Source organism: Polaromonas sp. P4_F4 (genome assembly GCF_056401355.1).
The window spans coordinates 1-25,904 of sequence record NZ_JBFUJO010000041.1 but is presented as its reverse complement, the minus strand read 5'-3'; the positions used below and the strand labels follow the sequence as shown (position 1 = coordinate 25,904).

The 25,904-nt window shown below is 64.4% G+C and carries 20 protein-coding genes and 2 pseudogenes; 16 read left to right on the top strand and 6 right to left on the bottom strand.

Going from position 1 to position 25,904, the window contains the following annotated elements; all coding sequences use genetic code 11:
• Positions 1 to 272 precede the first annotated feature (272 nt).
• Positions 273 to 1,058, top strand: a complete 786-nt coding sequence (locus AC1DUR_RS24785; protein ID WP_477720859.1) for a crotonase/enoyl-CoA hydratase family protein — start codon at positions 273 to 275, stop codon at positions 1,056 to 1,058.
• A 93-nt stretch (positions 1,059 to 1,151) separates the two neighbouring features.
• The gene (gene dbpA / locus AC1DUR_RS24780; RefSeq protein WP_477720858.1) at positions 1,152 to 2,558 is read left to right on the top strand and encodes an ATP-dependent RNA helicase DbpA; all 1,407 of its coding nucleotides are present in this window, start codon (positions 1,152 to 1,154) and stop codon (positions 2,556 to 2,558) included.
• 109 nt (positions 2,559 to 2,667) lie between these two features.
• On the opposite strand, the gene AC1DUR_RS24775 is transcribed toward dbpA, so the two are convergent.
• Positions 2,668 to 4,791, bottom strand: coding sequence for a lytic transglycosylase domain-containing protein (locus AC1DUR_RS24775; RefSeq protein WP_477720857.1), 2,124 nt, complete (start codon positions 4,789 to 4,791; stop codon positions 2,668 to 2,670).
• Positions 4,792 to 4,800: 9 nt separating this feature from the next.
• Between AC1DUR_RS24775 and AC1DUR_RS24770 the strand changes: the two genes are divergently transcribed.
• Positions 4,801 to 5,439 carry a 5-formyltetrahydrofolate cyclo-ligase gene (locus AC1DUR_RS24770; protein WP_477720856.1) on the top strand — a complete coding sequence of 213 codons (639 nt, stop codon included), beginning with the start codon at positions 4,801 to 4,803 and terminating at the stop codon, positions 5,437 to 5,439.
• 723 nt (positions 5,440 to 6,162) lie between these two features.
• Here the strand turns inward: AC1DUR_RS24770 and AC1DUR_RS24765 are convergent.
• Positions 6,163 to 6,555 (bottom strand): RidA family protein, encoded by a 393-nt coding sequence (locus AC1DUR_RS24765; RefSeq protein WP_011481617.1) that lies wholly within the window; start codon positions 6,553 to 6,555, stop codon positions 6,163 to 6,165.
• A gap of 223 nt (positions 6,556 to 6,778) precedes the next feature.
• Between AC1DUR_RS24765 and AC1DUR_RS24760 the strand changes: the two genes are divergently transcribed.
• The 8 genes from AC1DUR_RS24760 to AC1DUR_RS24725 all read left to right on the top strand — a co-directional run bounded on the left by AC1DUR_RS24760 (position 6,779) and on the right by AC1DUR_RS24725 (position 16,309).
• Positions 6,779 to 8,338, top strand: a complete 1,560-nt coding sequence (locus AC1DUR_RS24760) for an ABC transporter substrate-binding protein (RefSeq protein WP_477720855.1) — start codon at positions 6,779 to 6,781, stop codon at positions 8,336 to 8,338.
• 273 nt (positions 8,339 to 8,611) lie between these two features.
• Positions 8,612 to 9,553 (top strand): ABC transporter permease, encoded by a 942-nt coding sequence (locus tag AC1DUR_RS24755; protein WP_477720854.1) that lies wholly within the window; start codon positions 8,612 to 8,614, stop codon positions 9,551 to 9,553.
• A gap of 5 nt (positions 9,554 to 9,558) precedes the next feature.
• Positions 9,559 to 10,398, top strand: coding sequence for an ABC transporter permease (locus tag AC1DUR_RS24750; RefSeq protein ID WP_477720853.1), 840 nt, complete (start codon positions 9,559 to 9,561; stop codon positions 10,396 to 10,398).
• Positions 10,399 to 10,418: 20 nt separating this feature from the next.
• The gene (locus AC1DUR_RS24745; protein WP_477720852.1) at positions 10,419 to 11,525 is read left to right on the top strand and encodes an ABC transporter ATP-binding protein; all 1,107 of its coding nucleotides are present in this window, start codon (positions 10,419 to 10,421) and stop codon (positions 11,523 to 11,525) included.
• Entirely contained in the window at positions 11,522 to 12,502 is a 981-nt protein-coding gene (locus tag AC1DUR_RS24740) for an ABC transporter ATP-binding protein (protein ID WP_477720851.1), read from the top strand. The genes AC1DUR_RS24745 and AC1DUR_RS24740 overlap by 4 nt, the downstream gene beginning before the upstream one ends.
• A 17-nt stretch (positions 12,503 to 12,519) precedes the next feature.
• Positions 12,520 to 13,824, top strand: a complete 1,305-nt coding sequence (locus tag AC1DUR_RS24735; protein WP_477720850.1) for an amino acid deaminase — start codon at positions 12,520 to 12,522, stop codon at positions 13,822 to 13,824.
• A gap of 83 nt (positions 13,825 to 13,907) precedes the next feature.
• On the top strand, positions 13,908 to 14,819 hold the full coding sequence (locus AC1DUR_RS24730) for a MurR/RpiR family transcriptional regulator (RefSeq protein WP_477720849.1): 912 nt from the start codon (positions 13,908 to 13,910) through the stop codon (positions 14,817 to 14,819).
• A complete protein-coding gene (locus AC1DUR_RS24725) occupies positions 14,816 to 16,309 on the top strand; it encodes an N-acyl-D-amino-acid deacylase family protein (RefSeq protein ID WP_477720848.1) in 1,494 nt (497 codons plus the stop codon). Before AC1DUR_RS24730 ends, AC1DUR_RS24725 begins: the two co-directional genes overlap by 4 nt.
• Before the next feature lie 558 nt (positions 16,310 to 16,867).
• Here the strand turns inward: AC1DUR_RS24725 and AC1DUR_RS24720 are convergent.
• On the bottom strand, positions 16,868 to 17,851 hold the full coding sequence (locus tag AC1DUR_RS24720) for a LysR substrate-binding domain-containing protein (RefSeq protein WP_477720847.1): 984 nt from the start codon (positions 17,849 to 17,851) through the stop codon (positions 16,868 to 16,870).
• A gap of 147 nt (positions 17,852 to 17,998) precedes the next feature.
• Here AC1DUR_RS24720 and AC1DUR_RS24715 point away from each other — a divergent pair, with 147 nt between their 5' ends.
• Complete coding sequence (locus AC1DUR_RS24715) at positions 17,999 to 18,601, top strand: DUF2917 domain-containing protein (protein ID WP_477720846.1); 603 nt, start codon at positions 17,999 to 18,001, stop codon at positions 18,599 to 18,601.
• Positions 18,602 to 18,618: 17 nt separating this feature from the next.
• On the opposite strand, the pseudogene AC1DUR_RS24710 reads toward AC1DUR_RS24715, so the two are convergent.
• Positions 18,619 to 18,822: pseudogene (locus AC1DUR_RS24710) on the bottom strand (TfoX/Sxy family protein); the annotation flags it as partial.
• A 289-nt stretch (positions 18,823 to 19,111) separates the two neighbouring features.
• On the opposite strand from AC1DUR_RS24710, the gene AC1DUR_RS24705 reads away from it, so the two are divergent.
• A complete protein-coding gene (locus AC1DUR_RS24705) occupies positions 19,112 to 20,101 on the top strand; it encodes an MBL fold metallo-hydrolase (RefSeq protein WP_477720845.1) in 990 nt (329 codons plus the stop codon).
• 211 nt (positions 20,102 to 20,312) lie between these two features.
• On the opposite strand, the gene AC1DUR_RS24700 is transcribed toward AC1DUR_RS24705, so the two are convergent.
• A complete protein-coding gene (locus AC1DUR_RS24700) occupies positions 20,313 to 20,762 on the bottom strand; it encodes a BLUF domain-containing protein (RefSeq protein WP_477720844.1) in 450 nt (149 codons plus the stop codon).
• Between the two features lie 38 nt (positions 20,763 to 20,800).
• On the opposite strand from AC1DUR_RS24700, the pseudogene AC1DUR_RS24695 reads away from it, so the two are divergent.
• A pseudogene (locus tag AC1DUR_RS24695) lies at positions 20,801 to 21,561 on the top strand (Crp/Fnr family transcriptional regulator).
• 108 nt (positions 21,562 to 21,669) lie between these two features.
• Here AC1DUR_RS24695 and AC1DUR_RS24690 read toward each other — a convergent pair.
• On the bottom strand, positions 21,670 to 22,608 hold the full coding sequence (locus AC1DUR_RS24690; RefSeq protein ID WP_477720843.1) for a DUF6279 family lipoprotein: 939 nt from the start codon (positions 22,606 to 22,608) through the stop codon (positions 21,670 to 21,672).
• Between AC1DUR_RS24690 and glmU the strand changes: the two genes are divergently transcribed.
• Entirely contained in the window at positions 22,607 to 24,025 is a 1,419-nt protein-coding gene (glmU, locus tag AC1DUR_RS24685) for a bifunctional UDP-N-acetylglucosamine diphosphorylase/glucosamine-1-phosphate N-acetyltransferase GlmU (protein WP_477720842.1), read from the top strand. The two genes, AC1DUR_RS24690 and glmU, sit on opposite strands and share 2 nt — an antisense overlap.
• Before the next feature lie 500 nt (positions 24,026 to 24,525).
• Positions 24,526 to 25,599, top strand: coding sequence for an IS110 family RNA-guided transposase (locus tag AC1DUR_RS24680; protein ID WP_477720924.1), 1,074 nt, complete (start codon positions 24,526 to 24,528; stop codon positions 25,597 to 25,599).
• Positions 25,600 to 25,904: the final 305 nt, after the last annotated feature.

Below are 25,904 nucleotides of genomic sequence, written 5' to 3'. Positions count from 1 at the left end.
CTCCGGACTCGTCAGAACGTTGAAGAATTCCACCGCCTGGGTCGATCTCGCCCGGCGTCCAATGCTGCTGCAACGTTGATGCAAGACGCTTTGGGCATTACGATCCATGGTGGCTGGCCTTTGGGAAGATGGTTTGGGTGCTTCGTAAACAACCATCCTATCGACCCTTTGGTCAGCCATCTCCCTTTGCTTTCAAGCACTTACGCACGTCGCCGAAGGCCAACCTGCCAAAGTAAGTGCCATTCAATCTAAACCCTCAAAGAGACAACGGCATGCTATTGGAAACCGAGCGCCGCGGCCAGCACGTGGTGCTGACGCTGAACCGCCCCGAAAAACTCAACGCCCTGAGCTACGAACTCATCGACGAACTGATGGATCGGCTCGATGCGCTGGAGCGCGACGACACCGTGCGCTGCCTGGTGCTGACCGGGCGGGGCAACAAGGCCTTCAGCGCCGGCGCCGACATCGCAGGCTTTGCGCCGGATGTTGCCGCATCGCCCGAAACCGCCTGGCGCCGCTTCGTCGCGCGCGGCCAGGCCATGACGCGCCGCGTCGAGAACTACCCCAAACCCATCATCGCGGCCGTGAATGGCATGGCTTTCGGCGGCGGCTGCGAAACCATGGAGGCCTGCAGCCTGGCGATTGCGGCGGAACATGCGACTTTCGCCAAGCCTGAAATTCGGCTGGGCTTTCCGCCGCCGTTCGGCGGTACGCAGCGCCTGCCGCGCCACATAGGCCGCAAGCGAGCCAACGAAATGATCCTGACAGGGGAGGCCATCAGCGCGGAAGAGGCATTGCTGATCGGGCTCATCAACCACGTGGTGCCGGCCGACGACCTGTTGCCGGCCTGCCTGCGCATGGCGGATGTGATCGCCGCCAATTCGGCCGTGGCCGTCACGGCCTCGCTGCGTGCGGTCACACGCGGGTTGAATGTTTCCATCGACGAAGGCCTGGCCATCGAAGCCGCGCAGTTCATGATCGCCGCGGCCTCGCCTGATGCGAAGGAGGGCACAGCGGCCTTTGTGGAGAAGCGCCAGCCGGTGTTTTGCCATCGCTGAGGCCACCGGCCAGTGGGACCACAGTGTGGCCACAGTGGGGGTCACAGTGGGGCTATTGAGCGGCTGGCCGGGCCTCGCGCCGATAATCGGCCCATGACTTCCTCTTCCTCCGACTTCAGCTCCCTGTCCCTTCCGGCCCATGTGCTGGCCAACCTGCAACAGCTGGGTTACCTCAGCATGACCCCGATCCAGGCGGCCAGCCTGCCGGTGGCGCTGCTCGGCAAAGACCTGATTGCGCAGGCCAAGACCGGCAGCGGCAAGACCGCGGCGTTTGGGCTCGCGCTGCTGGCCAACCTCAATGCACGCCGCTTCGCCGTGCAGGCCATGGTGCTGTGCCCGACGCGCGAGCTGGCCGACCAGGTGGCCACGGAAATCCGCCGGCTGGCGCGCGCCGAGGAAAACATCAAAGTCGTCACGCTGTGCGGCGGCGTGCCGCTGCGCAACCAGGTGGCGAGCCTTCAGAACGGCGCACACATTGTGGTGGGCACGCCGGGCCGCATCATGGACCACCTGGAGCGGGAGACACTGGACGTCGACGCGCTGAACACCCTGGTGCTGGACGAAGCCGACCGCATGCTGGACATGGGCTTTTACAACGACATCGCCACCGTGGCCAAACAGTGCCCCGACGAGCGGCAAACCCTGCTGTTTTCGGCCACCTACCCCGAGGGCATCGCCAAGCTCAGCCAGCAGTTCATGAAGGAGCCGCAAACCATCACGGTGCAGGCTCAGCATGAAAAAAGCAAAATCCGCCAGCGCTGGTATGAGGTGCCGGAGAGCGACCACGACGAGGCGCGCCTGAACGCGGTGGCACTGCTGCTCAACCATTACCGCCCGGCCAGCACCCTGGCTTTTTGCAACACCAAATCGCAGTGCCGCGCGCTGGTCGCCTATTTGAAGAGCAAGGGCTTCAGCGCGCTGGCGCTGTACGGCGAACTCGAGCAGCGTGAGCGCGACCAGGTGCTGGTGCAGTTTTCCAACCGCAGCTGCTCGGTGCTGGTGGCCACCGACGTGGCCGCGCGCGGCCTGGATATTTCGCAGCTGGAGATGGTGATCAATGTCGATGTCACGCCCGATGCCGAGGTGCACATTCACCGCATCGGCCGCACCGGCCGCGCCGATGAAGAGGGCTGGGCCATCAGCCTGGCCAGCATGGACGAGATGGGCTCGGTCGGCAAAATCGAGCAGTTGCAGAAAGCCGAGTCCGAATGGCACAAGCTGACTGAACTCACGCCCACCAGCACGGAGCCGCTGTTGCCGCCCATGGTCACGTTGCAGATCGTCGGCGGGCGCAAGGAGAAAATCCGCGCCGGCGATGTGCTGGGGGCATTGACCGGGGAAGCGGGTTTTACCCGCGAGCAGGTCGGCAAGATCAACGTCAACGAGTTCTCGACCTATGTGGCGGTGGACCGCGCCATCGCCAGCCAGGCGCAGCAAAAACTCGCCAGTGGCCGGGTCAAGGGCAAGAGCGTCAAGGTCCGCTTCATGGACGAGACCTGAAGCCCTGGGCCGCCGGCGGCCCTTTGCCTTGATTCCTGCCCGCTACTTCCCGCTTTCCACTTCCCACTTCCCACTAGCTACTGGCTACTGGCTACTGGCTACTTTCCGATCACGGCAAATCCTTGTTCACCTCGGGCAGCGACGCATCGTGTGGCCCGACCATGCCCAGCCGCGCTTTCAGGGACTGTGGCTGCCCCGTCAGGATGGCCGCGTAGTTGGTGGTGTTTGACAGCACTTTCTTGACATAGTCGCGGGTCTCGCCGAAGGGCACGTTCTCGGCCCAGATGGCGGCATCGAGCACCGGGCTGCCGGGTTGTCCGCGCCAGACGCGGGGCCGGCCCGGCCCGGCGTTGTAGGCGGCTGCAGCCATGGCCATCGAACCCTCGAAGGCATCCAGGGCGAGCTTCAGGTAGCCGGTGCCTATCGTGATGTTGGTGTCGCGGTCATTGATCTGGTCGGGCGTGAAACCCGTCAGCCCGATCCGGCGTGCGGTCTCGCGCGCAGTGGCGGGCATGATCTGCATCAGGCCCGAGGCCCCCGGGCCGGAACGGGCGTCCATGATGAAGCGGCTTTCCTGGCGTATCAGGCCATAGACATAGGCCGGGTCGAGGCCGACGTCGCGACTGCGTTTGACCACGGCCTCGCGGAACGGCAGGGGGAAGCGCTGATCGAAATCGGTCTCGGTTCTGGTGCGTTCGCTGGTGTTGATGCAGCGGTCCCAGATCTGCCGGTCGCAGGCAAACTGGGCGGCTGCCAGCAGTTCACGGTCGCCCATCCCGGCGCGTTCGCCCTCGCCGTTGCGCTTGTGCAGGTTGGTGCTGTAGTTCCATTCGCGCACGCCCTCCGGCCGCAAACCTATCGTGATGGCGTAGGCGGCGCGGTTCAGCCCGGGGTTGAGCCGCGCGCCTTCCTTTTCTGCCGCCGTGAGCGGTGCCGGCGGGGCCGGCACCGTGATCTTCTGGCCCAGTTCCTCCAGTGCCAGCTGCTCATAAAAGCCGCGTACCGACGCCATCGCCTGCAGCAGCGCCAGCGCCTCGGCGCGCTGGGGTGCAATGCTGATGGTCTGGGTCACACCCTGCGGCGTGCTGACCGCGGTGGGCCTGTCGGGTGGCGCCGTGGCCAGCAGCGCACGCGCCTTCCAGTAGCCCCAGGTCGTGTCCTTGCGGGCCTCCTCGCTCATCGCGTTGATGGCCGCCAGCACGACTGGCCATTGGGGCTGGGTGCCCGCGCGCAGGGCCGCGCGGGCTTTCCAGGCCAGCATGTCATCCGTCAGATCGCTGTCATTGCCGACCCTGGCAAAGTATTGCAGCGCGTCGCTGCCCGGCATCGTGCCCAGGCGGGTTGCCGCCTGTTTGCCGATCACGCCCCAGACCCAGTTGCGTTCTTCGGCGCTGAGCTGGATGGCCCACTTGCTCTCCAGCTGGAAAGCGGCGCCTTCCACATCGGTGGTGGCCATCTTGATCAATGCCAGCGTGATGATTTCCCTGCGCACCTTCCGCAGGGCCAGGTGTTTGCCGGCCAGAAACCTGATGGGGCTGGTGTTCAGCTCGGTCAGCAGGTCCATGGCTTCGGGCGCAATGATCTGCACCGCACCCGCTGCGGCCCGTGGCCGGTTGGCCTCGGTGGCGATGCGGGCTTTTTGCCAGACATCCTGCGGTGTGAGGTTTTTGGCGCCCACCAGCCGGTCGGCGGCGGCGGTGCAGCCATCGTCGGCGTCGCGCTGCGCGTACCAGTTTTTTCGCACCTCGTCCGACAGGCGTGCATCGAGCGCCGGATTTTTCAGGTGTTCCACCAGCAGGGCATAGCAACGCACTTCCCTGTCGTCGTTCATGCGGTAGTTCGGGTACTCGGCGGCAAAGGCAGCCCAGTCGCGGCGCTGACCCAGCAGCAGCAGCCAGTCATTGCGCAGGCGGTCTTCCTGGTAGGTGCCGGCATAGCGGGTGAAAAAGTCCTGCACCTCCTGCGCGCTGGCCTCGCCAAGACGCGCTTTCAGCTCCCAGTAGGCCGCCCAGGCCTCCAGCGCATGGCCTCTGGCCTGGGGCAGCATCTGGGCCAGCCGGCCCTTGTCGCCGCGCCGGAAGGCCTTGTTCATTTCGAGAATCAGGTTGTCGCCAGCGCTGCCGTTGCCGTTTGAGGAGGTGTTTTGGGCGGCGGCGGGGGCCAGCAAACTGAGCGAGAGGGTGGCACACGCCGCAGCAAAGAATGCGGCATTGAAATTTTTTTTGTATAGCATCGGGACATTATGGACAAATTAAGCACACGAAAAGCACTGGTCCAAGCCCGCCTCGACATGCCCGACCGCCTGCAGCGAGCCGATTTGCTGCAGCGGGTGATGCGCATCTGGCTGGTGGGCTCCCCCCATGAGGTGATAGGCGCCTATTGGCCCATCAAGGGGGAATTCGATCCGCTGCCCGCGCTGTACCGCTGGCAGGAAGACGCCATCCTGAGCCGGGATTCCCAATCAAACCAGGGTTCGGACCTTGAGGAGCCGGCACAGATTGCGACGGAAAGCATAGCGAGCCGCTCGCCCCGCAAGATCGGCCTGCCGGTTGTCAACAAACTGCACAAGACCCTGACCTTCCATGCCTGGTACCCGGGCTGCCCCATGGAAGAGGACGCCTACGGCATTCCCAAGCCCAAGGACACGGAAGTGATCGTGCCCACACTGCTGTTTGTGCCCTGCGTGGGCTACGGCCCGGGGGGTTACCGGCTGGGTTACGGCGGCGGCTTTTATGACCGCACGCTGGCGACGCTGCAGCCCCGGCCCGTGACGGTGGGGCTGGGCTATGCCAACGGGTGGCTGCCCGATATGGAGCCTGAGGCGCATGACATTCCGCTGGATGCGATTCTTAATGACAATGGGGTGGTTTGGCCGGTTTGAATGGGTTGGTTGCGGTTTGGTGTGCTATTGAATTGATAGCTTTCTGGCTTTGCTGAGGGTGGCTGGCCGGGGGTAGCCCGGCGGCTACTCACTTTTCTTTTGCTTCGCCAAAATAAAAGTAAGCAAAAGAAAAGGCGACCCTGCTGTCTGCGTCCCTTCGCTGCGCTACGGGCAGCCTGCGGTGCTCGGGCCAGGCGGGGTCTCGCTCAACTCGCCTGCGGCTCAGACAATCGCGATCCCTGATCCGCCTGGCCCTGCGCTCCTCGGCGCAGACAAAAGGGGTTTGAGAGGAGCAGCCCAAATACCGGAGTCCGAAGTCCGAAAACCACAAGGACACGCCKTGGCGTGTCCTTGTTTGTATTGGTTTMCTTGTATTTGGTTTTTTGGTAYGTCTTCGGYACCCGCTCCCCACCCGTGTGGCTGGGCCGAGCAGCGCAGATGGAGGCGGGATCAGGGCCGCAGTTGTTTGAGCGAAGTGCAACGTAGCGAGTTCTGCGGACCCCCGCCGGAGTCGAGCAGCGCAGGTTGCCCGCAGCGCAGCGAAGGGACCCAGACTGCGGGTCGCCTTCTCTTTGCTTACTTTTCTCTTGGCGACGCAAGAGAAAGTGAGTCGCCCGCCGGGGCGAGACCCGGCCTCAGCCCTCAAGAAAGAAAGAGCGCTATGAATTCAATAGCTGACTGCTACTGTATTCATTGGGCGAACAAGCAAAAGGGTGATGCAGATTACCCACGCGGCTTGTAAGCCACCACATCAATTTCAACCCGCGCATCCACCATCAACCGCGCCTCGGTGGTAGAGCGCGCCGGCTTCTTGTCGCCGAAGTAGCTCATGTAGACACGGTTGAAGCTGCCAAAGTCGCGTGCATCCTGCAGCCACACCGTGGTCTTGCAGACATCGTCCAGCGTGCAGCCGGCCAGCGCCAGGGCCGCAGAGAGGTTTTTCATGACCTGGCGCGTCTGCACCTCAATCCCGCCCTGCACGATTTCGCCTTTTTCATCGGCCGGCACCTGGCCCGAGACATAGACAAAGTCCCCGGCGCGCACGGCGGGTGAAAACGGACGCGGCTGGTGGTCGGAGGCCATCGGGGGGTTGCCAAAGTATTCAAGTGCGGACATGTGGAAAGCTCCTGGTTAGGGTGAATAGGGGTAAACAGCAGAAAACACCAGACTGGTGCGAAGGGGAGGGCGCCGCGCCCCAAGGTCATGCAGCTTAAACCCAAAACTGAAATATATTTTCATATTTATAGATTAGGCCTAGGGTTTTTACCGATTTTCTGCGAATTATTGCTGGCATATTCTTTGCGAATTGAAAAATACTTTCACTTTTAAGGAGATCGGCATGCTGCAAAAATTCTGGATCAGCCGTCGCAAGGCGGTGGCTTTGGCGCTGGTGGTGGGTGGCTCGGCTTTGTTGCCGATGGGTGCCCAAGCGCAGGCGCTTTCAAAATCGGCCCTCAACCTGGCGATGATCGCCGAGCCGCAGACGCTGGACCCGATGGCCTCCACCGCCGATCTGGTGGGCACCATCATGCAGCATGTCTACGAGCCGCTCTACACCTTTGATGCGAACTGGAAAATGGTGCCCATGCTCGCCGAGAGCCTGCCCAAGGTGTCGGCCGACGGCAAGCGCTACAGCATCACGCTGCGCAAGGGCGTGCAACTGCACAATGGCCGCGAGCTCAATGCCGACGATGTGGTGGCCAGCCTGAAACGCTGGATGGACGTGTCGCCGCGCGGCAAGGCGCTGTCCAAGGAAATTGCCGACCTGTCGGCCAACGGCAGCCACGGTGTCGAGATCACCCTCAAGGCGCCGTATGCCCCCCTGTTGCCGCAGCTGGCGTTGCCCTCCGGCATGGCCGCCATCATGGCCAAGGAGTCGATCGCCACGCCGTTGAAAGAGTACGTCGGCACCGGCCCCTACAAATTCAAGGAGCGCCGTCCCGACCAGTATGTGCTGCTCACGCGCTTTGACCAGTACAGCGCGCGCAAGGAAGCGCCCAGCGGTTACGGCGGCAAGAAAACCGCGATTGCCGACGAGCTGCGTTTCATTCCCGTGCCCAATGCCAATACGCGTGTCGAGGGCTCGCTGGCCGGCCAGTACCACTTCGCCGACCTGCTGCCCACCGAGGCGCTGAACCGCCTGGAGAAGTCGGCCGGCAAGACCGTTCCCATCCTGACGCCGTCGTTTGGCTTTCCTTACTTTGTGTTCAACACCAAGGAGGGCGTGATGGCCTCGCTGCCGGTGCGCAAGGCCGTGCAGACCAGCTTCGGCGAAGGCGAAATGCTGGCCGCCGGTTTTGGCGACACGCGTTTCTTTGTGGCCGAACCCAACCATTTCCCCAAGGGCACGCCGTTTTATTCTGCCGCCGGTTCGGCCAGCTACAACGAGCGGGATGCCGCCAAGGCCAAGGGCCAGGCCGCACAGGCCGGCTACAAGGGCGAAACCATCCGCATCCTGACCAGCCGCCAGTACGACTTCCACTACAACATGGCGCTGATCATGGCTGAGCAGCTCAAGCGCGCCGGCTTCAAGGCCGAGCTCAACGTGGTCGACTGGGCCACGCTGGTGCAGCGCCGCAACGACGCCAAGCTGTGGGACATCTACATCACCCATTCGGGCCAGTTCCCCGAGCCCATGCTGTCGCCGCCGCAACTCGGTGACGGTGCGCCGGGCTGGTGGTCGTCGCCGGCCAAGCAGGCCGCGCTGGCCGCCCTGAATCAGGAAACCAACCCCGCCAAGCGCGGCGCGCTGTGGGGTGCCGTGCAGCAGGTGGTGTACGACGAAGTGCCTTACATCAATGTCGGCAAGTTCAACAGCCTGTCGGCCAGATCGCCGGCGCTGCAGGGCTATGTGCCTTCGACCTGGCCCTTCTTCTGGAATACCGGCCTGAAGAATTGAGCCCCCACGCTTGTCGCTTCGCGTACTGCGCGAGGCCTTGCAGGCCGCGGCTCGCGAGACGCTTCGCCTCTGTCGCCTGTCCAAAGCTGCTCAAGCAGCTTTGGAGCCGCAGGCTCCAGCCCCTCGGGGGCGCTGCGCCTGCGGCCCGGCAGAGCCGGTTCCGCGGCTTGACTGGTTTTTGTTTCGCTTCGTTTTGGGCCGGGTTTAGTGATGTTGACGGGGACGCATTCGAATGGATAAAAAGATTTCACCCCTTTTGGATAGAGCAAAGTTATGACCCGATATTTGTTGTCACGCATCATGGGCATGCTGGTCGTCATGGCGCTCGTGGCGGTCCTCGTGTTTGTGCTCACGCGCGCCGCGTCGGGTGACCCCGTCACGGTGCTGCTGGGCGACCAGGCCACGGCCGAAGACATTGCCCGCGTACAAAAAGAGTATGGCCTGGACAAACCGCTGCCGGTGCAGTTCGGCTACTGGCTCAAGGAGCTGTCGCAGGGCAACCTCGGCCAGTCCATCTTTTTGCAGCGCCCGGTCACGCAGGCGCTGTGGGAGCGGGCCGAACCCACGACCCTGCTGGCGCTGCTGTCCCTCTTCATCGCCGCGGCGATTGGTGTGCCTTGCGGCATTGTTTCGGCGGTCTTTCGCGGCAAGTTCATCGACCAGCTTCTCACCGGCTTTGCGATGCTGGGTGCCAGCATTCCCAGCTTCTGGTTCGGCTTGGTGCTGATGCAGATTTTTGCGGTGTCCATGGGCTGGTTTCCGGTGTCCGGCTACGGCGACCCGGGTGCCACCTTGATGGCGCGCGTCCACTACCTGGTGCTGCCTTCGGTGGTGCTGGGCGTGCTCAACTCCGCGCTGATCATCCGCTTCACGCGCGCTTCCATGCTCGACGTGCTGGGTGAAGACTATGTGCGCACGGCCCGTGCCAAGGGCCTGTCTGAAAAAGTCGTCGTGCTCAAGCATGCGCTGCGCAACGCGCTGGTGCCCATCGTCACGGTGTTGGGCCTGACCGTGGCGCTGCTGATCGGCGGCGCGGTGGTGACCGAAACCGTGTTCGGCCTGCCCGGTGTCGGCAACCTGGTGGTGAGCGCCGTGCTGCGGCGCGACTACCCGGTGATCCAGGGCGCGCTGCTGGTGATTGCCATGATTTATGTGGTGGTCAATTTCCTGACCGACCTGCTTTATATGGTGGTCGACCCCCGCGTGAAGTATTGATCGCCATGAAAATTCCGCTCACCCTCAAAAAATTGTTCCGCCGCCGCATCGTGCTGGCCGCCGGCATCTGCCTGCTGGTCGTGGTGCTGGTCGCCCTGCTGGCCAATGTGATCACCGGCTACGACCCCAATGAAACCGCGGTGCGCGAGCGCCTGTCGGTGCCGACGGTCAGCCATCTGCTGGGCACCGACGAGCTGGGCCGCGACCTGTTTGCGCGCATTGCCTTCGGCGGCCGCTATTCGCTCACGATTGCCGCGTTGACCGCCATGGGCGCTATTGTGTTCGGCACGCTGTTTGGCCTGGTGGCGGGTTTTTTCCGGCGGCTGGACGCGCCCATCATGCGGGTCGTGGACGCCATGATGTCTTTGCCCGACATCCTGCTGGCCATTGCCTTGGTGGCCATTTTGGGCCCCTCCATGCTCAATGTGGTGCTGGCTCTGGTGCTGGTGTACTCGCCGCGCGTCGCCCGCGTGGTGCGCGCCTCGACCCTGGTGGTGCGTGAACTGCTGTTTGTCGAGGCCGCGCGCGCCGTGGGTGTGTCGACGCCCCGCATCCTGTGGCGCCACATCCTGCCCAACCTGATGTCGCCCATCCTGGTGCAGGCCTCGTTCATCTTTGCCTATGCCATTTTGGCGGAGGCCGCGTTGTCCTTCCTCGGTGTGGGTGTGCCGCCCGAGATTCCGACCTGGGGCACCATGGTGGCCGGCAGCCAGCAGTATGCGCATGAAGCGCTCTGGATCGTTTTATTTCCCGGTCTCGCCATCATCCTGACCGCGCTGTCGCTGCAGTTGCTGGGCGACGGTGTGCGCGACCTGCTGGATCCGCGGCTCAAGAAGTCGCTGTGAACAATCAGAGGCCAGACCCCATGAATTCGCCCATCACCTCTTCCAATGCTCCGTCTACCGCGTCCGGTACCTCGTCGATTACCCCGCGCCTCGATGTCCGCCATCTGAGCACCTTTTTTGACACCGACGAAGGCCTGATCCGCTCGGTAGCCGACGTCAGCTTCAGCATCCGCCCCGGCAAAACCACCGCGCTGGTGGGCGAGTCCGGCTCCGGCAAATCGGTGACCAGCCTGACCCTGATGCGCCTGCTGTCACGCACCGCCGTCACGCAGGTCAGCGGCCAGGCGCTTTTCACCAACCGCGCTGGCGAAACCCTGGACCTGCTGGCCCTGCCCGAGCCGGCCATGCGCCGTATCCGCGGCAATGAAATCGCCATGATTTTCCAGGAGCCCATGACCAGCCTGAACCCCGTCTTCACAGTGGGCGAGCAGATTGCCGAGTCGGTGCGCCTGCACATGGGGCTGGACCGCAGCGCCGCGCTAGCCCATGCCCTGCGCATGCTGGAGCTGGTGGAGATCCCGGCCGCCGCGCAGCGCCTTCACGAGTACCCACACCAGCTGTCGGGTGGCATGCGCCAGCGCGTGATGATTGCGCTGGCCATGGCCTGCAACCCCACGCTGCTGATTGCCGACGAGCCGACCACCGCGCTGGATGTGACCATCCAGGCGCAGATCCTGGAGCTGATGCGCCGCCTGCAGGCCGAGACCGGCATGAGCATTTTGTTCATCACGCACAACCTCGGTGTCGTCGCGCACCATGCCGACGACGTGGCGGTGATGTATGCGGGCCGCATCGTCGAGTCGGCGCCCGTGCGCGAGCTGTTTGCCTTGCCGCGCCATCCCTACACCCAAGGCCTGCTGGCTTGCCTGCCGGCGCAGCAGCGCAAGCGCGAACTGGCCGCCGGTGAGGTGGGTGCCAAGCGCCGCTTGTACGCCATTCGGGGCCAGGTCTCCAGCCCGCTCGCGCCGCCGCCCGGCTGCGCGTTCGAGCCCCGCTGTGACCATGCCCTGGCGGCCTGCCGGGAGGCCATGCCGGCGCTGGAAAGTGCCGGCCCGCACCGCAGCGCACGCTGCATCCTGGTCCGCGAGACTGCAACTGTTCCAACTCTTCCTGTGGAGACCGCATGAGTGCCCCGCTGATCGAAGTCAAGAACCTGCACCGCTATTTCGGTGCGCCGGCCAAACCCGTGCGCGCGGTGGACGACGTGTCCTTCATGATCCAGCCCGGTGAAACGCTGGGGCTGGTCGGGGAATCCGGCTCCGGCAAAAGCACCATAGGCCGCACGCTGCTGCGCCTGATCGAGGGCACGTCGGGCCAGGTGCTGTACCGGGGCGAAGACCTCGGAGCCGCCTCCAGCAGCCGCATGCGTACCCTGCGCAGCAAGCTGCAGATGATTTTCCAGGACCCCTACGCCAGCCTGAACCCCAAGATGCGCGTCAAGGACATCCTTGGGGAGGCGCTGCAGGTGCATGGCCTGGCCAAAGGCAAGGAGGCCAGAAACAAGCGCATCGCCGAGTTACTGGCGTTGGTGGGCCTGCGCGCCGAGCACGCCGACCGTTACCCGCATGAGTTTTCCGGCGGCCAGCGCCAGCGTATCGGCGTGGCGCGCGCCCTGGCCGTCGAGCCTGAATTCATCGTGGCCGACGAGCCCCTGTCCGCGCTGGACGTGTCCATCCAGGCGCAGGTGGTCAACCTGCTGTGCGACCTGCGCGACCGGCTCTCGCTGACCATGCTGTTCATCTCGCATGACCTGGATGTGGTGGAATACCTGTGCGACCGCGTGGTGGTGCTCTACCTGGGCCGGGTGATGGAGGTGGCGCCCACCGCCGAGCTGTTTGCGCGGCCGCTGCATCCCTACACGCAGGCGTTGCTGGCCGCCTCGCCCAAGCCCGATCCGGAGCACAAGAGCGAGCGCGTTGCGCTCAAGGGCGACATTCCCAGCCCCGTGAACCCGCCTTCCGGCTGCGTGTTTCGTACCCGCTGCCCGCACGCGATCGAGGCTTGCGCGGGCGCCCGCCCCGAGTTGCGCGACATGGGGCAGGGCCGCTTCAAGGCCTGCATCCGCGACGACATCGTCATCAACACCTCGTTGATGGCCGCCTGATAATCAAAGACTCATTCATGACCACACTGCAAGACATTCTCGATCCGCAGATCGACCGCTCCTTCAAGGGATTTCCGCACACCAGCCCTGCGCTGCGCCGTTCGCAGATTGCCGCCCAGCACTGGCGCGTGCTCGACGGCGACCTGCCGCTGCCGGTGGCGCTGGTCAAGCAGCAGGCCCTGCAGCACAACCTGTCCTGGATGCAGCGCTTCGCCACCGACCGGGGCATCGACATGGCGCCGCATGGCAAGACCACCATGTCGCCGCAACTGCTCAAGCGCCAGCTCGATGCGGGTGCCTGGGGCCTGACCTTTGCCACCGTCGCCCAGTTGCGTGCCGGCGTCTCGGCGGGCGCGCGTCGCTGCATGATTGCCAACCAGGTCTTCACCGCGGCAGACCTCGCCGGCATCCAGGACATGCAGCGCGAGTACGCAGGCCTGCGCATTGCCTTCCTGATGGATTCGGTAGCACAGCTGGAGCTCATTGAGGTCTGGTACCTGCTGCAAAAAGACGAGGGCGCACAGACGCCGGTGCGGCCCTTCGAGGTGCTGCTGGAAATCGGTGTTGACGGCGGCCGCACCGGCTGCCGCAACCAGCACGATGCCCTGACGCTGGCCCAACGCATTCATGCCAGCCCGGCTTGCCGCCTGGTCGGCATCGAGTGCTACGAAGGCCTGGGCGCCACCGGGCAGTCAGCGCCCGATGAAGCCTATGCCGCGGCGCTGATGCAGCGCGTGTGCGACATTGCCATCGCCTGCGACCAGCAGAGTTTTTTCGACAATGAGGAAGTGCTGGTCTCGGCCGGTGGCTCGGCGATTTTTGATCTGGTGGCCAACCGGCTCAAGCCCGAACTCTTGCGCCCGGTGCGCGGCCTGCTGCGCTCGGGCTGCTACGTCACGCATGACCACGGTTTTTACAAACGCATGGTGAGCACCGTCAATTCACGCCTCGGCTGCGCCGATGGCCTGCAGGCCGCGCTGGAAGTCTGGGCGGCGGTGCAGTCCTGCCCCGAGCCGGGTCTGGCGATTCTGGCGGTCGGCAAGCGCGACATTTCCTACGATCTGGATTTGCCCGTTCCGCTGGGCTTTTGCAAACCCGGCGACCGCGGCGTCACCGGTGCGCCCGCCGACTGGAAGATCGGCGGCCTGAACGACCAGCATGCCTATTTGCGCGGCACCGGCCCCGAGCATGCGGCGCTCAAGGTGGGCGACCTGGTGGCGCTGGGCATTTCGCACCCCTGCACCACGTTTGACAAATGGCGCTGGATGCCCGTGGTGGATGAGAACTACACCGTGTGCGATGCCCTCGTGACCTGTTTCTGAGCCTTTGACCCGTGTCTGATTTGTTTCCGAGCCATCCCTGATCTTTTTTTCTTGATGTTCCCCTACCTTTCCTACCTCACGCCATGACCTCCAAAGTGCTTGCCAAAATTGCCGAGGTCATCGCAAGCGCGCCCACCTCCCGGCGCAAGGTGCTGGCGCTGATCCTGCAAGACCCGCAGCGGGTGCTCGATGAAAGTTTTGAGCAGCTGGCGCAGCGCGCCGGCAGCTCGGTGCCAACTGTCATGCGCACCTGCCGCGACCTGGGCTACCCGGGCCTGCGCGAGTTCAAGCTCGCGCTGGCCCAGGAGATGGCCGTCAGCGGCTCACCCCTGCACCGCCGGGTGCAGCTGCATGACGACGCCGCGGAGGTCATCTCCAAGGTCATCAAGGGCGCTGCCACGGCCGTCAGCGGCGTGCAGGCTCAGCTCAGCGTGGCTGCGGTGGAAGCGGCGGCCGACGCCATCGTGCGCGCCAGCCGGGTGGATTGCTACAGCGTCGGCGTGACCTCCAGCTTCATGGCCTCCGACATGCAGGCCCGGCTGTTCCGGCTGGGGCTGGTGTCCAACGCCTACCTCGACATTCACTTGCAGCTGGTGTCCGCGGCCACCATCGGCAAGCAGGGCGTGGTGTTTGCCATCTCGCACGTGGGCGGCATGCCGTCGCTGCTCGAAGCGGTGGACGTGGCCCGCTCGCAGGGCGCCACGGTGATTGCCCTGACCCAGCAGGGAACCGCACTGGCCGAGCGGGCCGACATTGTGCTGGGCATCCATGTGCCGGAAGACCCGGTCATGCATGTGGGCACCGAGGCCTACCTGGTGCACCTCACCGTGATTGAAATCGTCACCGTGCTGGTGGCGCAGCGCCTGGGCGACCTGGCCGTCAAGCGCCTGGGCGGCGTGCGCGATGTGCTCAGCACGCGCGGCGTGGACATGCGGCACTATCCCCGGCTCGACTGGGATACGGTCACCGCCGTCAACGAAAGCAAACTCAAATGACGCGCGCAACCTTGCTTCAGAACGGCCTGGTGATCGACGGTACCGGCGCCGAAGGCTGGATTGGCGACGTGCTGCTGCTGGACGGCCGCATTGCGGCGCTGGGCGAAAATCTGGACGGCCAACTCTTCCGGCTGTTGCCCGAAGGCCTTGCGCCGCAAGAGGTGGCCCCTATCGATTGCACCGGCCTGGCCATCGCCCCCGGCTTTATCGATGTGCACACGCACGACGATGCGATCGTGCTCAAGCAGCCCGACATGCTGCCCAAGGTGTCGCAGGGCATCACCACCGTCATCACCGGCAACTGCGGCATTTCACTGCTGCCTTTCATTGTCGACAACCCCGAGCCGCCACTGAATTTGCTCGGCGCCGATTCGTTCCGGTTTGACTCCATCCCGAGCTATGAGCGCGCCATCGCCCAGGCGCAGCCGGCGGTGAATGTCGCCGTGCTGATCGGCCACACCACCCTGCGCTTTGCCTGCATGGGCGACCTGACCCGCGCGGCCAGTGCCAGCGAGCTCGACGCCATGTGCGCGCTGCTCACGCAGTGCATGGAGAGCGGCGCGACCGGCATGTCGTCAGGCCTTTTTTACGAACCGGCCTTTGCCGCACCGGCGCAGGAAGTGGTGCGCCTGGCCCAGGTGGTGTCGCGTTTTGGCGGGGTCTACAGCACCCACCTGCGCGATGAAATGGCGACCATCGTGGAAGCGCTGCACGAGGCGGGCGACACGGCTTTCAGCGCCGGTGTGCCGCTGATCGTGTCGCACCACAAATGCGCCGGGCCCGCCAACTGGGGCCGCACGCAGCAGACCCTGCCGCTGATTGAATCGCTCGCCCGCCGCCAGCCGGTGGCCATGGACGTCTACCCCTATGTGGCCGGTTCCACCGTGCTGCGTGAGGACCTGGTCGATGGCGTGATCGACGTGCTGGTGAGCTGGTCCACGCCGCACCCCGAAATGACGGGCCGCACGCTGGCCTCGATTGCGGCCGAGTGGGGCGTTGACCAGAAGACGGTATGCCGCCGCCTGCAGCCCGGAGGCGCCTGCTATTTTCAGATGCACGAAGACGACGTGCGGCGCGTCGTGGCCCACCCGCTGACCATGATCGGCTCGGACGGCTTGCCGCATGACCAGCATCCGCATCCGCGCCTGTGGGGCGCGTTTCCGCGCGTGCTGGCGCGCTACTGGCGCGAAGAGAAACTGTTTTCGCTGGAAACCGCCATCTACAAGATGACCGGCCTGTCGGCACGCAATTTCCGGCTGCACCAGCGCGGGCAGCTGCAGCCCGGCTGGCATGCCGACGTGGTGGTGCTGGACCCGGCCCGGGTGCGCGACGTGGCCACCTACGAGGACCCGATCGCGCTGTGTGAAGGCATTGAGAAAGTCTTCGTCAATGGCGAACTAGCCTATGCGGCCGGCACCGCCGATGCATCCAGCGCCAAAGTGCAGGCCCGCGCGGGCCGGCTGCTGAAGCGCCATACGACGCAACCCTGAACCCTGCACGCAATAAAGGGCTCCCCACCCCAGCAGGGGCCGCGGGACTGGCTTTGCCAGACCGCAGGCGCAGCGCCCCCTCGGGGGGCAGCGAACCACACGAAGTGGGGAGCGTGGGGGCTGTATCTTTCCAGCCAGGGTCGCGGAACCGGCTTGGCCGCAATACGGTTCAGTTAAAGCCCCGTGAAGCTCCCTCCCCTTCCGGGGGAGGGTTGGGGTGGGGTGGGGGCCAGCGGCGACCAGCCAAGCACGGTGGCTCGACGCCCACGCCGTGAGCCCCCATCCCGGCCTTCCCCCAGCGGGGGAAGGAGATAAGGGGCACTGCATGCGGTGTGCTAACTGAACTGTATTGGGCTTAGCCGGGCCGCAGGCGCAGCGCCCCCTCGGGGGGCAGCGCATTACACGCAGTGAAAAGCGTGTGGGGCAAACCGGCACGCCATACGGCACGGATCTCCCATACCAGCCAGGGCCGCGGAACCGGCTTAGCCGGGCCGCAGGCGCAGCGCCCCCCCGGGGGGCAGCGCATTACACGAAGTGAAAAGCGTGGGGGCCCTACTTCTAGTCCAGGTTGTCCACCGTGTCGGCGTCGGGCACATCGCCAATCGCGTGGCGGGTCTGCGCGCCTTGCGCCTTGAGCCACTCGCAGAACGCCAGCACTTCGGGGCGCGCCACATTGCGCGGGCCGATGATCAGCCAGTACGCCATGGGGGACTCCAGGCGCAGGTGCGGCAGGGGCTCAACCAGGTCGCCCGAGGCCAGGCTTTCGGCAATCAGCGGCAGGCGTGCCAGCACCACGCCCTGGCCCGTCAGCGCCGCCTGCACCATCTGGTAGGCGTAGTTGAAGTACAGCCAGCGCTTGGCCTCCAGCTTGGGTGTGGCGTGCTGGTCCATCCAGCGGCGCCAGGTCAGCCATTCAAAGTGCGTGCGGTGCGCGTCGCCCGCTTCGATCAAGGTGAAATGCGCCAGGTCATCCGGCTTTTTCAGACGCGGACCGCTCTTGAGCAGCCAGGGGCTGATCACCGGCGTGATCTGCTCGCCAAACAGGCGGATGGCGTGCGGCGGCATGTGGCTGGCCGGGGCATAGCGCAAGGCCAGGTCCAGGTCCGAAACATCGAGGTCCACCGCAACGTCCGACGCATCAATCCGGATGTCGATGTCGGGGTTCTCCCGCTGAAAAACCTCGAGCCGGGGAATCAGCCACATCGAGGCGAACGATGCAAAAGTGGTGAGCGCCACGCTTTTGCGCCCGGCGCTTTGGCGGATCTGCCGCACCGCGCCGTCAATACGCTCCAGCGACGGTGTGACCGCCCGCAGCAAGGTGCCGCCCGCACCGGTGAGCTCCACCGCCCGGGTGTGACGGTGAAACAGGCTGACGCCGACGTCTTCTTCCAGCGCCTGGATCTGGCGGCTCACGGCCGACTGGGTGAGCGCTAACTCTTCGGAGGCGGCGCGAAAATTGAGATGGCGAGCGACCGCCTCGAAGGCGCGCAGCTGGCCGGCCGAAATTGGCCGGGAGCGTAAGTGGGTTTGCGAATGCAGCATGCGGAGTGGGGTGGGGGTAGGGTGGGAGGTGGAGTGATTGATGCGTTTATGGAATGAATAGCGTACCGCGATTTCATTGGACGGGGAAGCCCCCCCGCGAGATCATTCATTCCCGTCAACGAATTCAGGTCTTTTCTGGAGAACACCATGGACCACGCAATTGCTCATCATTCAGGCAACCACTACCTGCCCCAGGCAACCGATGCCGCCACGGCCCGGGCTGAAGGACTGCCCGGCTGCTGGAAGCTGGGTGCGGACCGGGCGCTGACCCTGCATGCCCGCCAGGCCGGCGTTCTGCGGATCGCGCACGGCCGGGTATGGGTGACCTTCAGCAACGCCGGCCACGACCTGCGCGTGCGCGCCGGTGATCACTTCCTCAGCCGCGGCGAAAGCCTGTCGCTGTCGCCCGGCGAAACGGTGGTGATGGAATCTTTTGGCATGGGCCATGCGTCGTCGGCCTACTTCAACTGGGAGCCCGCCGCAGCCGCCCACCCCGCGCCGGCGAAGGCCACAGGCTGGCGCGCAGGCGTGGTTCAGCCCCTGCTTGACTTGCGCCTGGCGCTCGGCCTGGTGGGCGGTGCGGTGGGCCGGCTGGCGCGCGGCTTGGCCGGCGGTGTGGCGGCGGCGGTCGAGGTTGCGCTGACCGGTTTTGCGGTGGTTTTTTTGGCCACCCGCGCGCGCGGTGATTTGGCAGAGCGCGCCTTCAATGCGCAATCGAGCGACAAGCGCGCCCACTGCAGCATCAACTGAGCGGACTCCATCGCCTCCTCGGGGGCGCTGTAATAGTTCAGGCTGTGCGCCACGCGCTCGCCGTTGCGTGTGATGTCATAGGTAAAGCGTTCGCAGCCCGCGGCTTCAAACCGGCCGCGGGTATCTGCATCGGCCTTGAGCCAGAGTTTTTCCCCGCCCCCCAGATCGGCCACCAGCGCCAGCGTCAGGCCCGAGGTGCTGATGCCGTAGCCGCCAAACATGCGCCTGGCGACGCACGGCCCGACGCCGGACAGCAGTTCACAGCAGTAGATTGCAAAGTCGTCTTTGGGAGTGGCCATGGCGCAACCTTAGCGCAAGCCCGGCGCAACCGTGGCGAAACCTTCACGAAAGGGTGAGCGTTCGATGCTTTCCCATGCGGCCACATGGGTGGTGGTTTAACAATGCGTAACCAGTTACGGTTAAGTAAAATGGCGTGCATTCGCCACCGCAGCGCCCTGAGCGGAATTGAGCTGCACTGAGCGGCCCCCCACACCGGAAAACAGGAACCCCATGTCCAAAGCCTTCGCCTCGCAGTCCGACCTGACGGACAAAACCATCACGTTTGAGCAGCTCAGCGCACATTGTTGGGCCTACACCGCCGAGGGCGACCCGAACTCGGGCGTGATCATCGGCGACAAATTCATCATGGTGAGCGACGCCACGGCCACGCCCGCCATGGCGCAGGACCTGATTGCGCGCATACGCACCATCAGCAACAAGCCCATCAAGTACGTGCTGCTGACCCACTACCACGCCGTCCGCGTGCTCGGCGCCAGCGCCTATCTGGCCGAAGGGGCGACGGAAATCATCGCGAGCCAGGGCACCTGTGAGTTGATCGCGGAGCGCGGCGCGCAGGACATGCAAAGCGAGATGGAGCGCTTTCCGCGCCTCTTTCGCAACGCCGAAAGCGTGCCGGGCCTGACCTGGCCCACCATGGTCATTGCCGGTGGCAACCCCGCCAAAGGGGAGGTGGCGGGCAAGCTGGTGCTGGACCTGGGCGGCGTCAAGGTGCAGATCTGGCACCCGGGCCCGGGCCACACGCGCGGCGACACGATTGCCTGGGTGGAGGAAGAAAAGGTGCTGTTCTCGGGCGACCTGGTCGAATACGAAGCGGGCGTGTACACCGGCGATGCGCAGCTGGAGGAATGGCCCGCCACACTGGAGGCCCTGCGCGCGCTACAAGCCGAGGCCATCGTGCCGGGCCGCGGCGAGGCCATGAAGGGCGCCGCCAACGTCAACAAGGCGCTGGACTACACCAAGCGCTGGGTCGAGACCCTGTACCAGGCGGGCAAGGAAGCCGCCGCCGCCGGCATGGACCTTAAAGCGGCGATGGACCACACCCGCAAGAGCATGGACCCGGTGTTTGGCCACGTATTCATCTACGAACACTGCCTGCCTTTTGATGTGAGCCGCGCCTTTGACGAAGCCAGCGGCATCAAGAACCCGCGCATCTGGACGGCCGAGCGGGACAAGGAGATGTGGGCTGCGTTGCAGGGCTGAGGTGGTTGTTGCCGTAGTCTTTGCGGTGGTCGTTGACGTGGCCATTGGGAGCGCTCGTCAGATGCACTCCTGGCTCCTTGTCTGACCCACTGCTTGACCCGCCCGTTCATGGATCACGGCGGGGCGGCCTGTGCCGCAAGGCTGAGCGCTTGGGGCTCGAAGGTCTTGCCAATCTCGCAGGTCTTGCAGATCTTGCAGGCCTTGTGCCGGCTCAGGACTCCAGATCCAGTGTGGAGAGTATCTCCACGAAGGCGCCGACGGCTGCCAGCCCTTGCAGTTGCTCAAGCCTGCCCAATACATCGACATCCTCCACAGGCGCGTAACCCATGCTGAAGCACTTGAATCTGCGTTCGGGCAGGGGGCCATGATGTAGCAACTTGACACTGGTGTGCCGCGGGTCCTGGCGAATCCGCTCCAGCAGCGCCAGAATGTCTTCTTCAAGGCCTTCGAGCTGCTCGCAAAAGCGCATGCCGTCAAAAATGAGCAGCCCCGTGATGTCACGCGCCTTGTTGGCAATGCGTGCTTTGCCCGCGATCTGCGCAACGATGCCGATGGGCGCTTCGGGCGCGATGGTGCTGACGAACAGAACTTCGTGAGGGGTGCTGGTTTTTGCATCAATGACGGAAAATGTAGCAGGTAGTAAGAAACGGGACAATGTCAAAAGACACAGGCTTCCTGCCTTGATATCCACCTCTTCTTATGGCCGCCGCGCCTCTATCCCCTTCAAGCTGTCCGCCGGCTTGCATCGCCTGCCGCCTTCGCCAGACGGAGGCCTTCACGCCCGTCACCGCGGAGGAGCTGGCGTTTATCGAGGGCTTTCGCAGCGGGACGTCAATGGTTCCTGCGGGGGGCACCATCGTGTATGAGCAAAAAAGCCCATCGGCAAACTCTTCACGCTTTATTCCGGTTGGGCATTTCGCTACAAGACCCTGACTGATGGCCGTCGGCAGATCCTGAACTTCCTGTTGCCGGGCGACCTCATTGGTTTGCAGCAAAGGTTTTCCGATGGGCCCATGCACGGCATCGAGGCGGTAACGGATGTGACCTTGTGTGTATTTCCGCGCGACGGACTCTGGGAGCTGTTTCGGCAAAATCCCAGCCTGGGGTACGACATCACCTGGCTGTCGGCGCGCGAGGAGGGCATGGTGGACGACAACCTGCTCACTGCGGGCCGGCGCAATGCGACCGAGCGCGTGGCGATGCTGCTGATGCATCTTTACCGCCGGTTGGAGCGCATCGGGCTGGCAGAAGACGGTTCGGTGGAGTTTCCCATCAACCAGCAACACATTGCCGACATACTGGGTTTATCCCTGGTGCACACCAACAAGACCTTGCGGCGGTTGCGCAAGCTGGGTCTTTATGAGCTGCAGAATGGGCGGCTTCGCCTGCTTAACACCCGGTCGCTGGAGCGCATTGCCGATTACTACGACACCCCACCCGGCAAGGTGCCGCTGCTGTAGTTGTAGGCGATGTAGGCGAGGGCCGGCAGCCAGGGGCCCGCGTGGATGACGTGGCGACCTGAGCGGCGATGCAAGCGCGGTGCGCCGCTCGGCCTGGCACCCGTCGAATCAGGATTTTTGGGTGCCCTGGGGGCTTGATAACGTCCTCAGGTCCTGCTCATAAGCATCGAGGGTCTCGATCGCTTTGCTGCGTTGCGCCGGCGTGGTGCTGTTATGCAGGGCCGCAAATGTTTGGCAGCTCTCCTGCGTCAACCCTTCCAGGTGGTCGCGATGTGCGGGGATGGGCGAGTGGAGCCATCGCTCCAGCAGCCCGCGTACGGCCAGCCGCGTTTTTTCCACGCTGGCCCGCTCCGCCACCAGGGCGCGCAAGGTCTGCAGGACATCCTGCTGGCGCCGCAGTTTTTCGGCATAAAACAAGGCCGCATCAAAGCGCGACTGGTCCATCCGCTGGCCAATCACGGCGAGCTGTTTTTCCTCCAGGGTTCCATAGAGCCTCTCGGCGCGGCTGACTACCTGCTTGTAGCGCTTGTCGCGGCCTTTTTTGGGTGAGCCCTCCAGGAATGCCTCCCGGTAATCTGCATTGCCCTTGGCCCACTGGCGCTCCAGTTGCGTCAACTGGCTGGTTTGCAGCGTGCCCACGAGTGCCACAGCCACCGGTTCGGCCCGGTGAGAAACCGCGACAAGCTTGCTGCGCACATCGGCAAATACCGCACAGGCCTGGGCGGCGTCCATGTCCGCGGGCATGCGCTGCCGCAGCCTGCGAAGGGTGTCGATATAAGCCGGCAACTGGGTCTGACGGTGCCAGGCCTGGAGTTTGCCGAGATCGTCCTTGACCTGCAGGCTTTGCGCGCCGGTGAAGTCGATATAACCATCCAGGTACCAGTAGGCAACGTCCGGCGCCTGGTTGTAGAAAATTTTCAGGGCGCTGCAGGCCGGCAAGAGGCAGGCCAGTGCCAGCACACCGATAATCCGGATGAAACGGTTCAGCCCGGTCTGTGCCGCCGGGCCCGAATGCCCCCTTATCCAAAAATTAACAGGAAACTTCATGGCAACCTCAGTTGATGTCGTCATCATGGCCGCGGGCAAAGGCACGCGGATGAAAAGCGCCTTGCCCAAAGTGTTGCACCAATTGGGCGGCCGTGCACTGGTGCAACACGTGATTGACACGGCGGCCGGCTTGAAGGCTCGTCATGTGGTGGTGATCACCGGGCACGGCGCGGCGGGCGTGGAGGCGGCCCTGATGGGCGACGCCAAAGCTGCGGGCAGCCCGGATATGCGCTTTGTCCGCCAGGAGCCGCAACTTGGAACCGGCCACGCGGTGCAGCAGGCCCTGCCGCTGCTGGCCGACGACGGCGTCACGCTGGTGCTGTCGGGTGACGTGCCGCTGACGCAGCCCGACACGCTGCGGGCGCTGCTGGACCAGTGCGACGGCCAGCGGCTGGCGCTGCTCACGCTGAACATGGCCGACCCCACCGGTTACGGGCGCATTGTGCGTGCCGGGGCGCAGGCCACCGCCCAGGTGCGGGCCATCGTTGAGCACAAGGATGCCACCGAGGCCCAGCGCGGCATTCATGAAATCTACAGCGGCATCATGGCTGTGCCCACCCGCCTGCTGCGCGGCTGGCTCAGCCGGCTGGACAACCAGAACGTGCAAAAAGAGTACTACCTGACCGACATCGTGAAGTTCGCCGTGGCCGATGGCGTGGCCGTGGTGGCGCACCAGATCACCGATGCAGCGCAGGTCGCCGGCGTGAACAGCCCCGTGCAGCTGGCCGAGCTGGAGCGCGTCTACCAGCACAGGCAGGCCACGGCCCTGATGGAGCAGGGCGTGCGGCTGGCTGACCCGGCCCGCTTCGACGTGCGCGGTACGCTGCAATGCGGCCAGGATGTCGAGATCGATGTGAATTGCCTGTTCCAGGGCCAGGTCAGCCTGGGCGAGGGCGTGCGCATCGGTGCCAACTGCGTGATTGCCAATGCCACGATTGCCGCCGGGGCGGTCATTCACCCCTTCACCCACATCGACGGCGAAAAGCTGGGTGTGCAGATCGGCGAGGGCGCGCTGATTGGCCCGTTTGCCCGGCTGCGGCCGGGTGCCCAACTGGGCGCTGAAGTGCACATCGGCAACTTTGTCGAAGTGAAAAATTCCACCCTGGCCAAAGGCGCCAAGGCCAACCACCTGGCCTACCTGGGCGATGCCACCGTGGGCGAGCGCGTCAACTACGGTGCGGGCAGCATCACCGCCAACTACGACGGCGCCAACAAGCACCGCACTGTGATCGAGGCCGATGTGCATATCGGCAGCAACTGCGTGCTGGTGGCGCCGGTGACGATAGGGCAGGGCGGCACGGTGGGTGGCGGCTCCACCATCACCAAGGACACACCGGCTGGCGCGCTCAGCGTGGCGCGCGGCAAGCAGGTCAGCCTGCCCAACTGGAAGCGGCCTGTGAAGGTTAGCAAGGGATAGGGCTTCTTTCCTCTTCCTCTTTCTTCCTTCCTTCGGGCTGGGCTGGGCTTGTCGAGGCTGTTTTGTTTTGGTGAGTGTGCTTTTTGCTGAGGGTGGCTGGCCGGGACTCGCCCCGGCGGGCGACTCACTTTCTCTTGCGTCGCCAAGAGAAAAGTAAGCAAAGAGAAGGCGACCCGCAGTCTGGGTCCCTTCGCTGCGCTACGGGCAACCTGCGCTGCTCGACTCCGGCGGGGGTCCGCAGAACTCGCCTGCGGCTCAAACAACTGCGGCCCTGATCTCGCCTCCATCTGCGCTGCTCGGCCCAGCCACACGGGTGGGGAGCGGGTGCCGAAGACATAGCAAAACCAAATAGAGCGAGACCCCGCCTGGACCGAGATTGGTATGGACGCCTTCCTCTTTGATTTCGGCGCCGCAATCGAACCGGGGGTGGGACCTCGCATCGAACGGCATCGAGTGCCAAAGTGGAGTTCTTACCAACCACTTCAGACGGAGGTCCCGCCATGAATGCTACAACTTACGGTGTCGACATCGCAAAGAATGTGTTCCAGGTGCACTGGATCGAGCCGGAGACCGGAGAGATCAGGCGCAGGAAACTCACGCGCGCCAAGTTCACCGACTTCTTTGCCCAGCGCCAGCCCGGGCGCATCGCCATGGAGGCCTGCAGCGGCTCGCATCACTGGGCTCGCACGCTCGCCGCCCTGGGCCACCAGGTCGAGCTGCTGCCGGCGCGCCTGGTCCAGGCCTTCGTGGTCGGCAACAAGGACGATGCGGCCGATGCCCGGGCGATCTATGTCGCCGCCCAGCAAAGCCACATCCGCCGGGTGCCCGTCAAGACCGTCCAGCAGCAGGCGCTGCAGGCTGCGCACCGCGTGCGCTCGCAGTGGGTGAGCACGCGCACAGCCCTCATCAACAACCTGCGCGGGCTGCTCAACGAGTTCGGCGTGGCCCTGCCCCAGGGCAAGCAGGCCGGGCTGAAGGCGCTTGCCGCGCAACGCGCCCACGTGGACACCCAGCTCCCGCCTTTGATGGCTCAGTTGGCGGACATCCAGCTGAGCATGCTGCGCCAGATCAGCGAAGCCATCCAGGCTGTGGAACACGAACTGCAAGCGGTGCAAAAAGCCTCGCCTGTAGCGAGGCAACTGCGCGAGATGCCCGGCATCGGATTGCTGGGCGCCACGGCGCTGACGGCCACCCTGGGCGATGGCACGGGCTGGCGCAACGCGCGCGAGTTCGCCTGCTGCATGGGCCTGACGCCAGCCCACGCAGGCACGGGCGGCAAGGTGCGCGTGGGCTCGATCAGCAAGAAGGGCGATCCCTACATCCGCACGCTGCTGGTCAGCGGCGCCAACTCCTTGCTCAACAGCGGCAAGAAGGATCCATGGATCGACAAATTGCTCATGAGGCGACCCCGCAATGTGGTGGTCGTGGCGATTGCGAACAAGCTGGCGCGAACGGCCTGGGCACTGGTGGCCAACGGCCGGCGCTACGACCCCGCGTGGCGCTCGGTGGCGCCTCAAAGGCCCGAGCCAAGGACTGAGTGCAACGGCCAAGGGCTTGCCTTGGTCAACGGCTAAACGGATAACGGCCTGCATGGCCGCAACGAGTGTGTGCGAGTGAGGTGAAGAAGTGATGGCAAAGCGGTCGGACCGTGGGTCGGTAAAGCTGGTGCGGTGCTTGGACACGCCTGGGGCGAAGTCCTTTACCGAGATAAGCCCCGACTTCGCGAATCACCATAGGGGCCAGCAAGGCGAGGGTTCTGAAAGCCGCTTTGCAACGAAAAGGCCGGATATAAGCAAGCAGTCAATCCGCCCGGCCAGAACTTCCAATCAGCACTTGCCTCACGGAAGGCGTCCATATAAGCACCGCAGGCTGCCCGCCG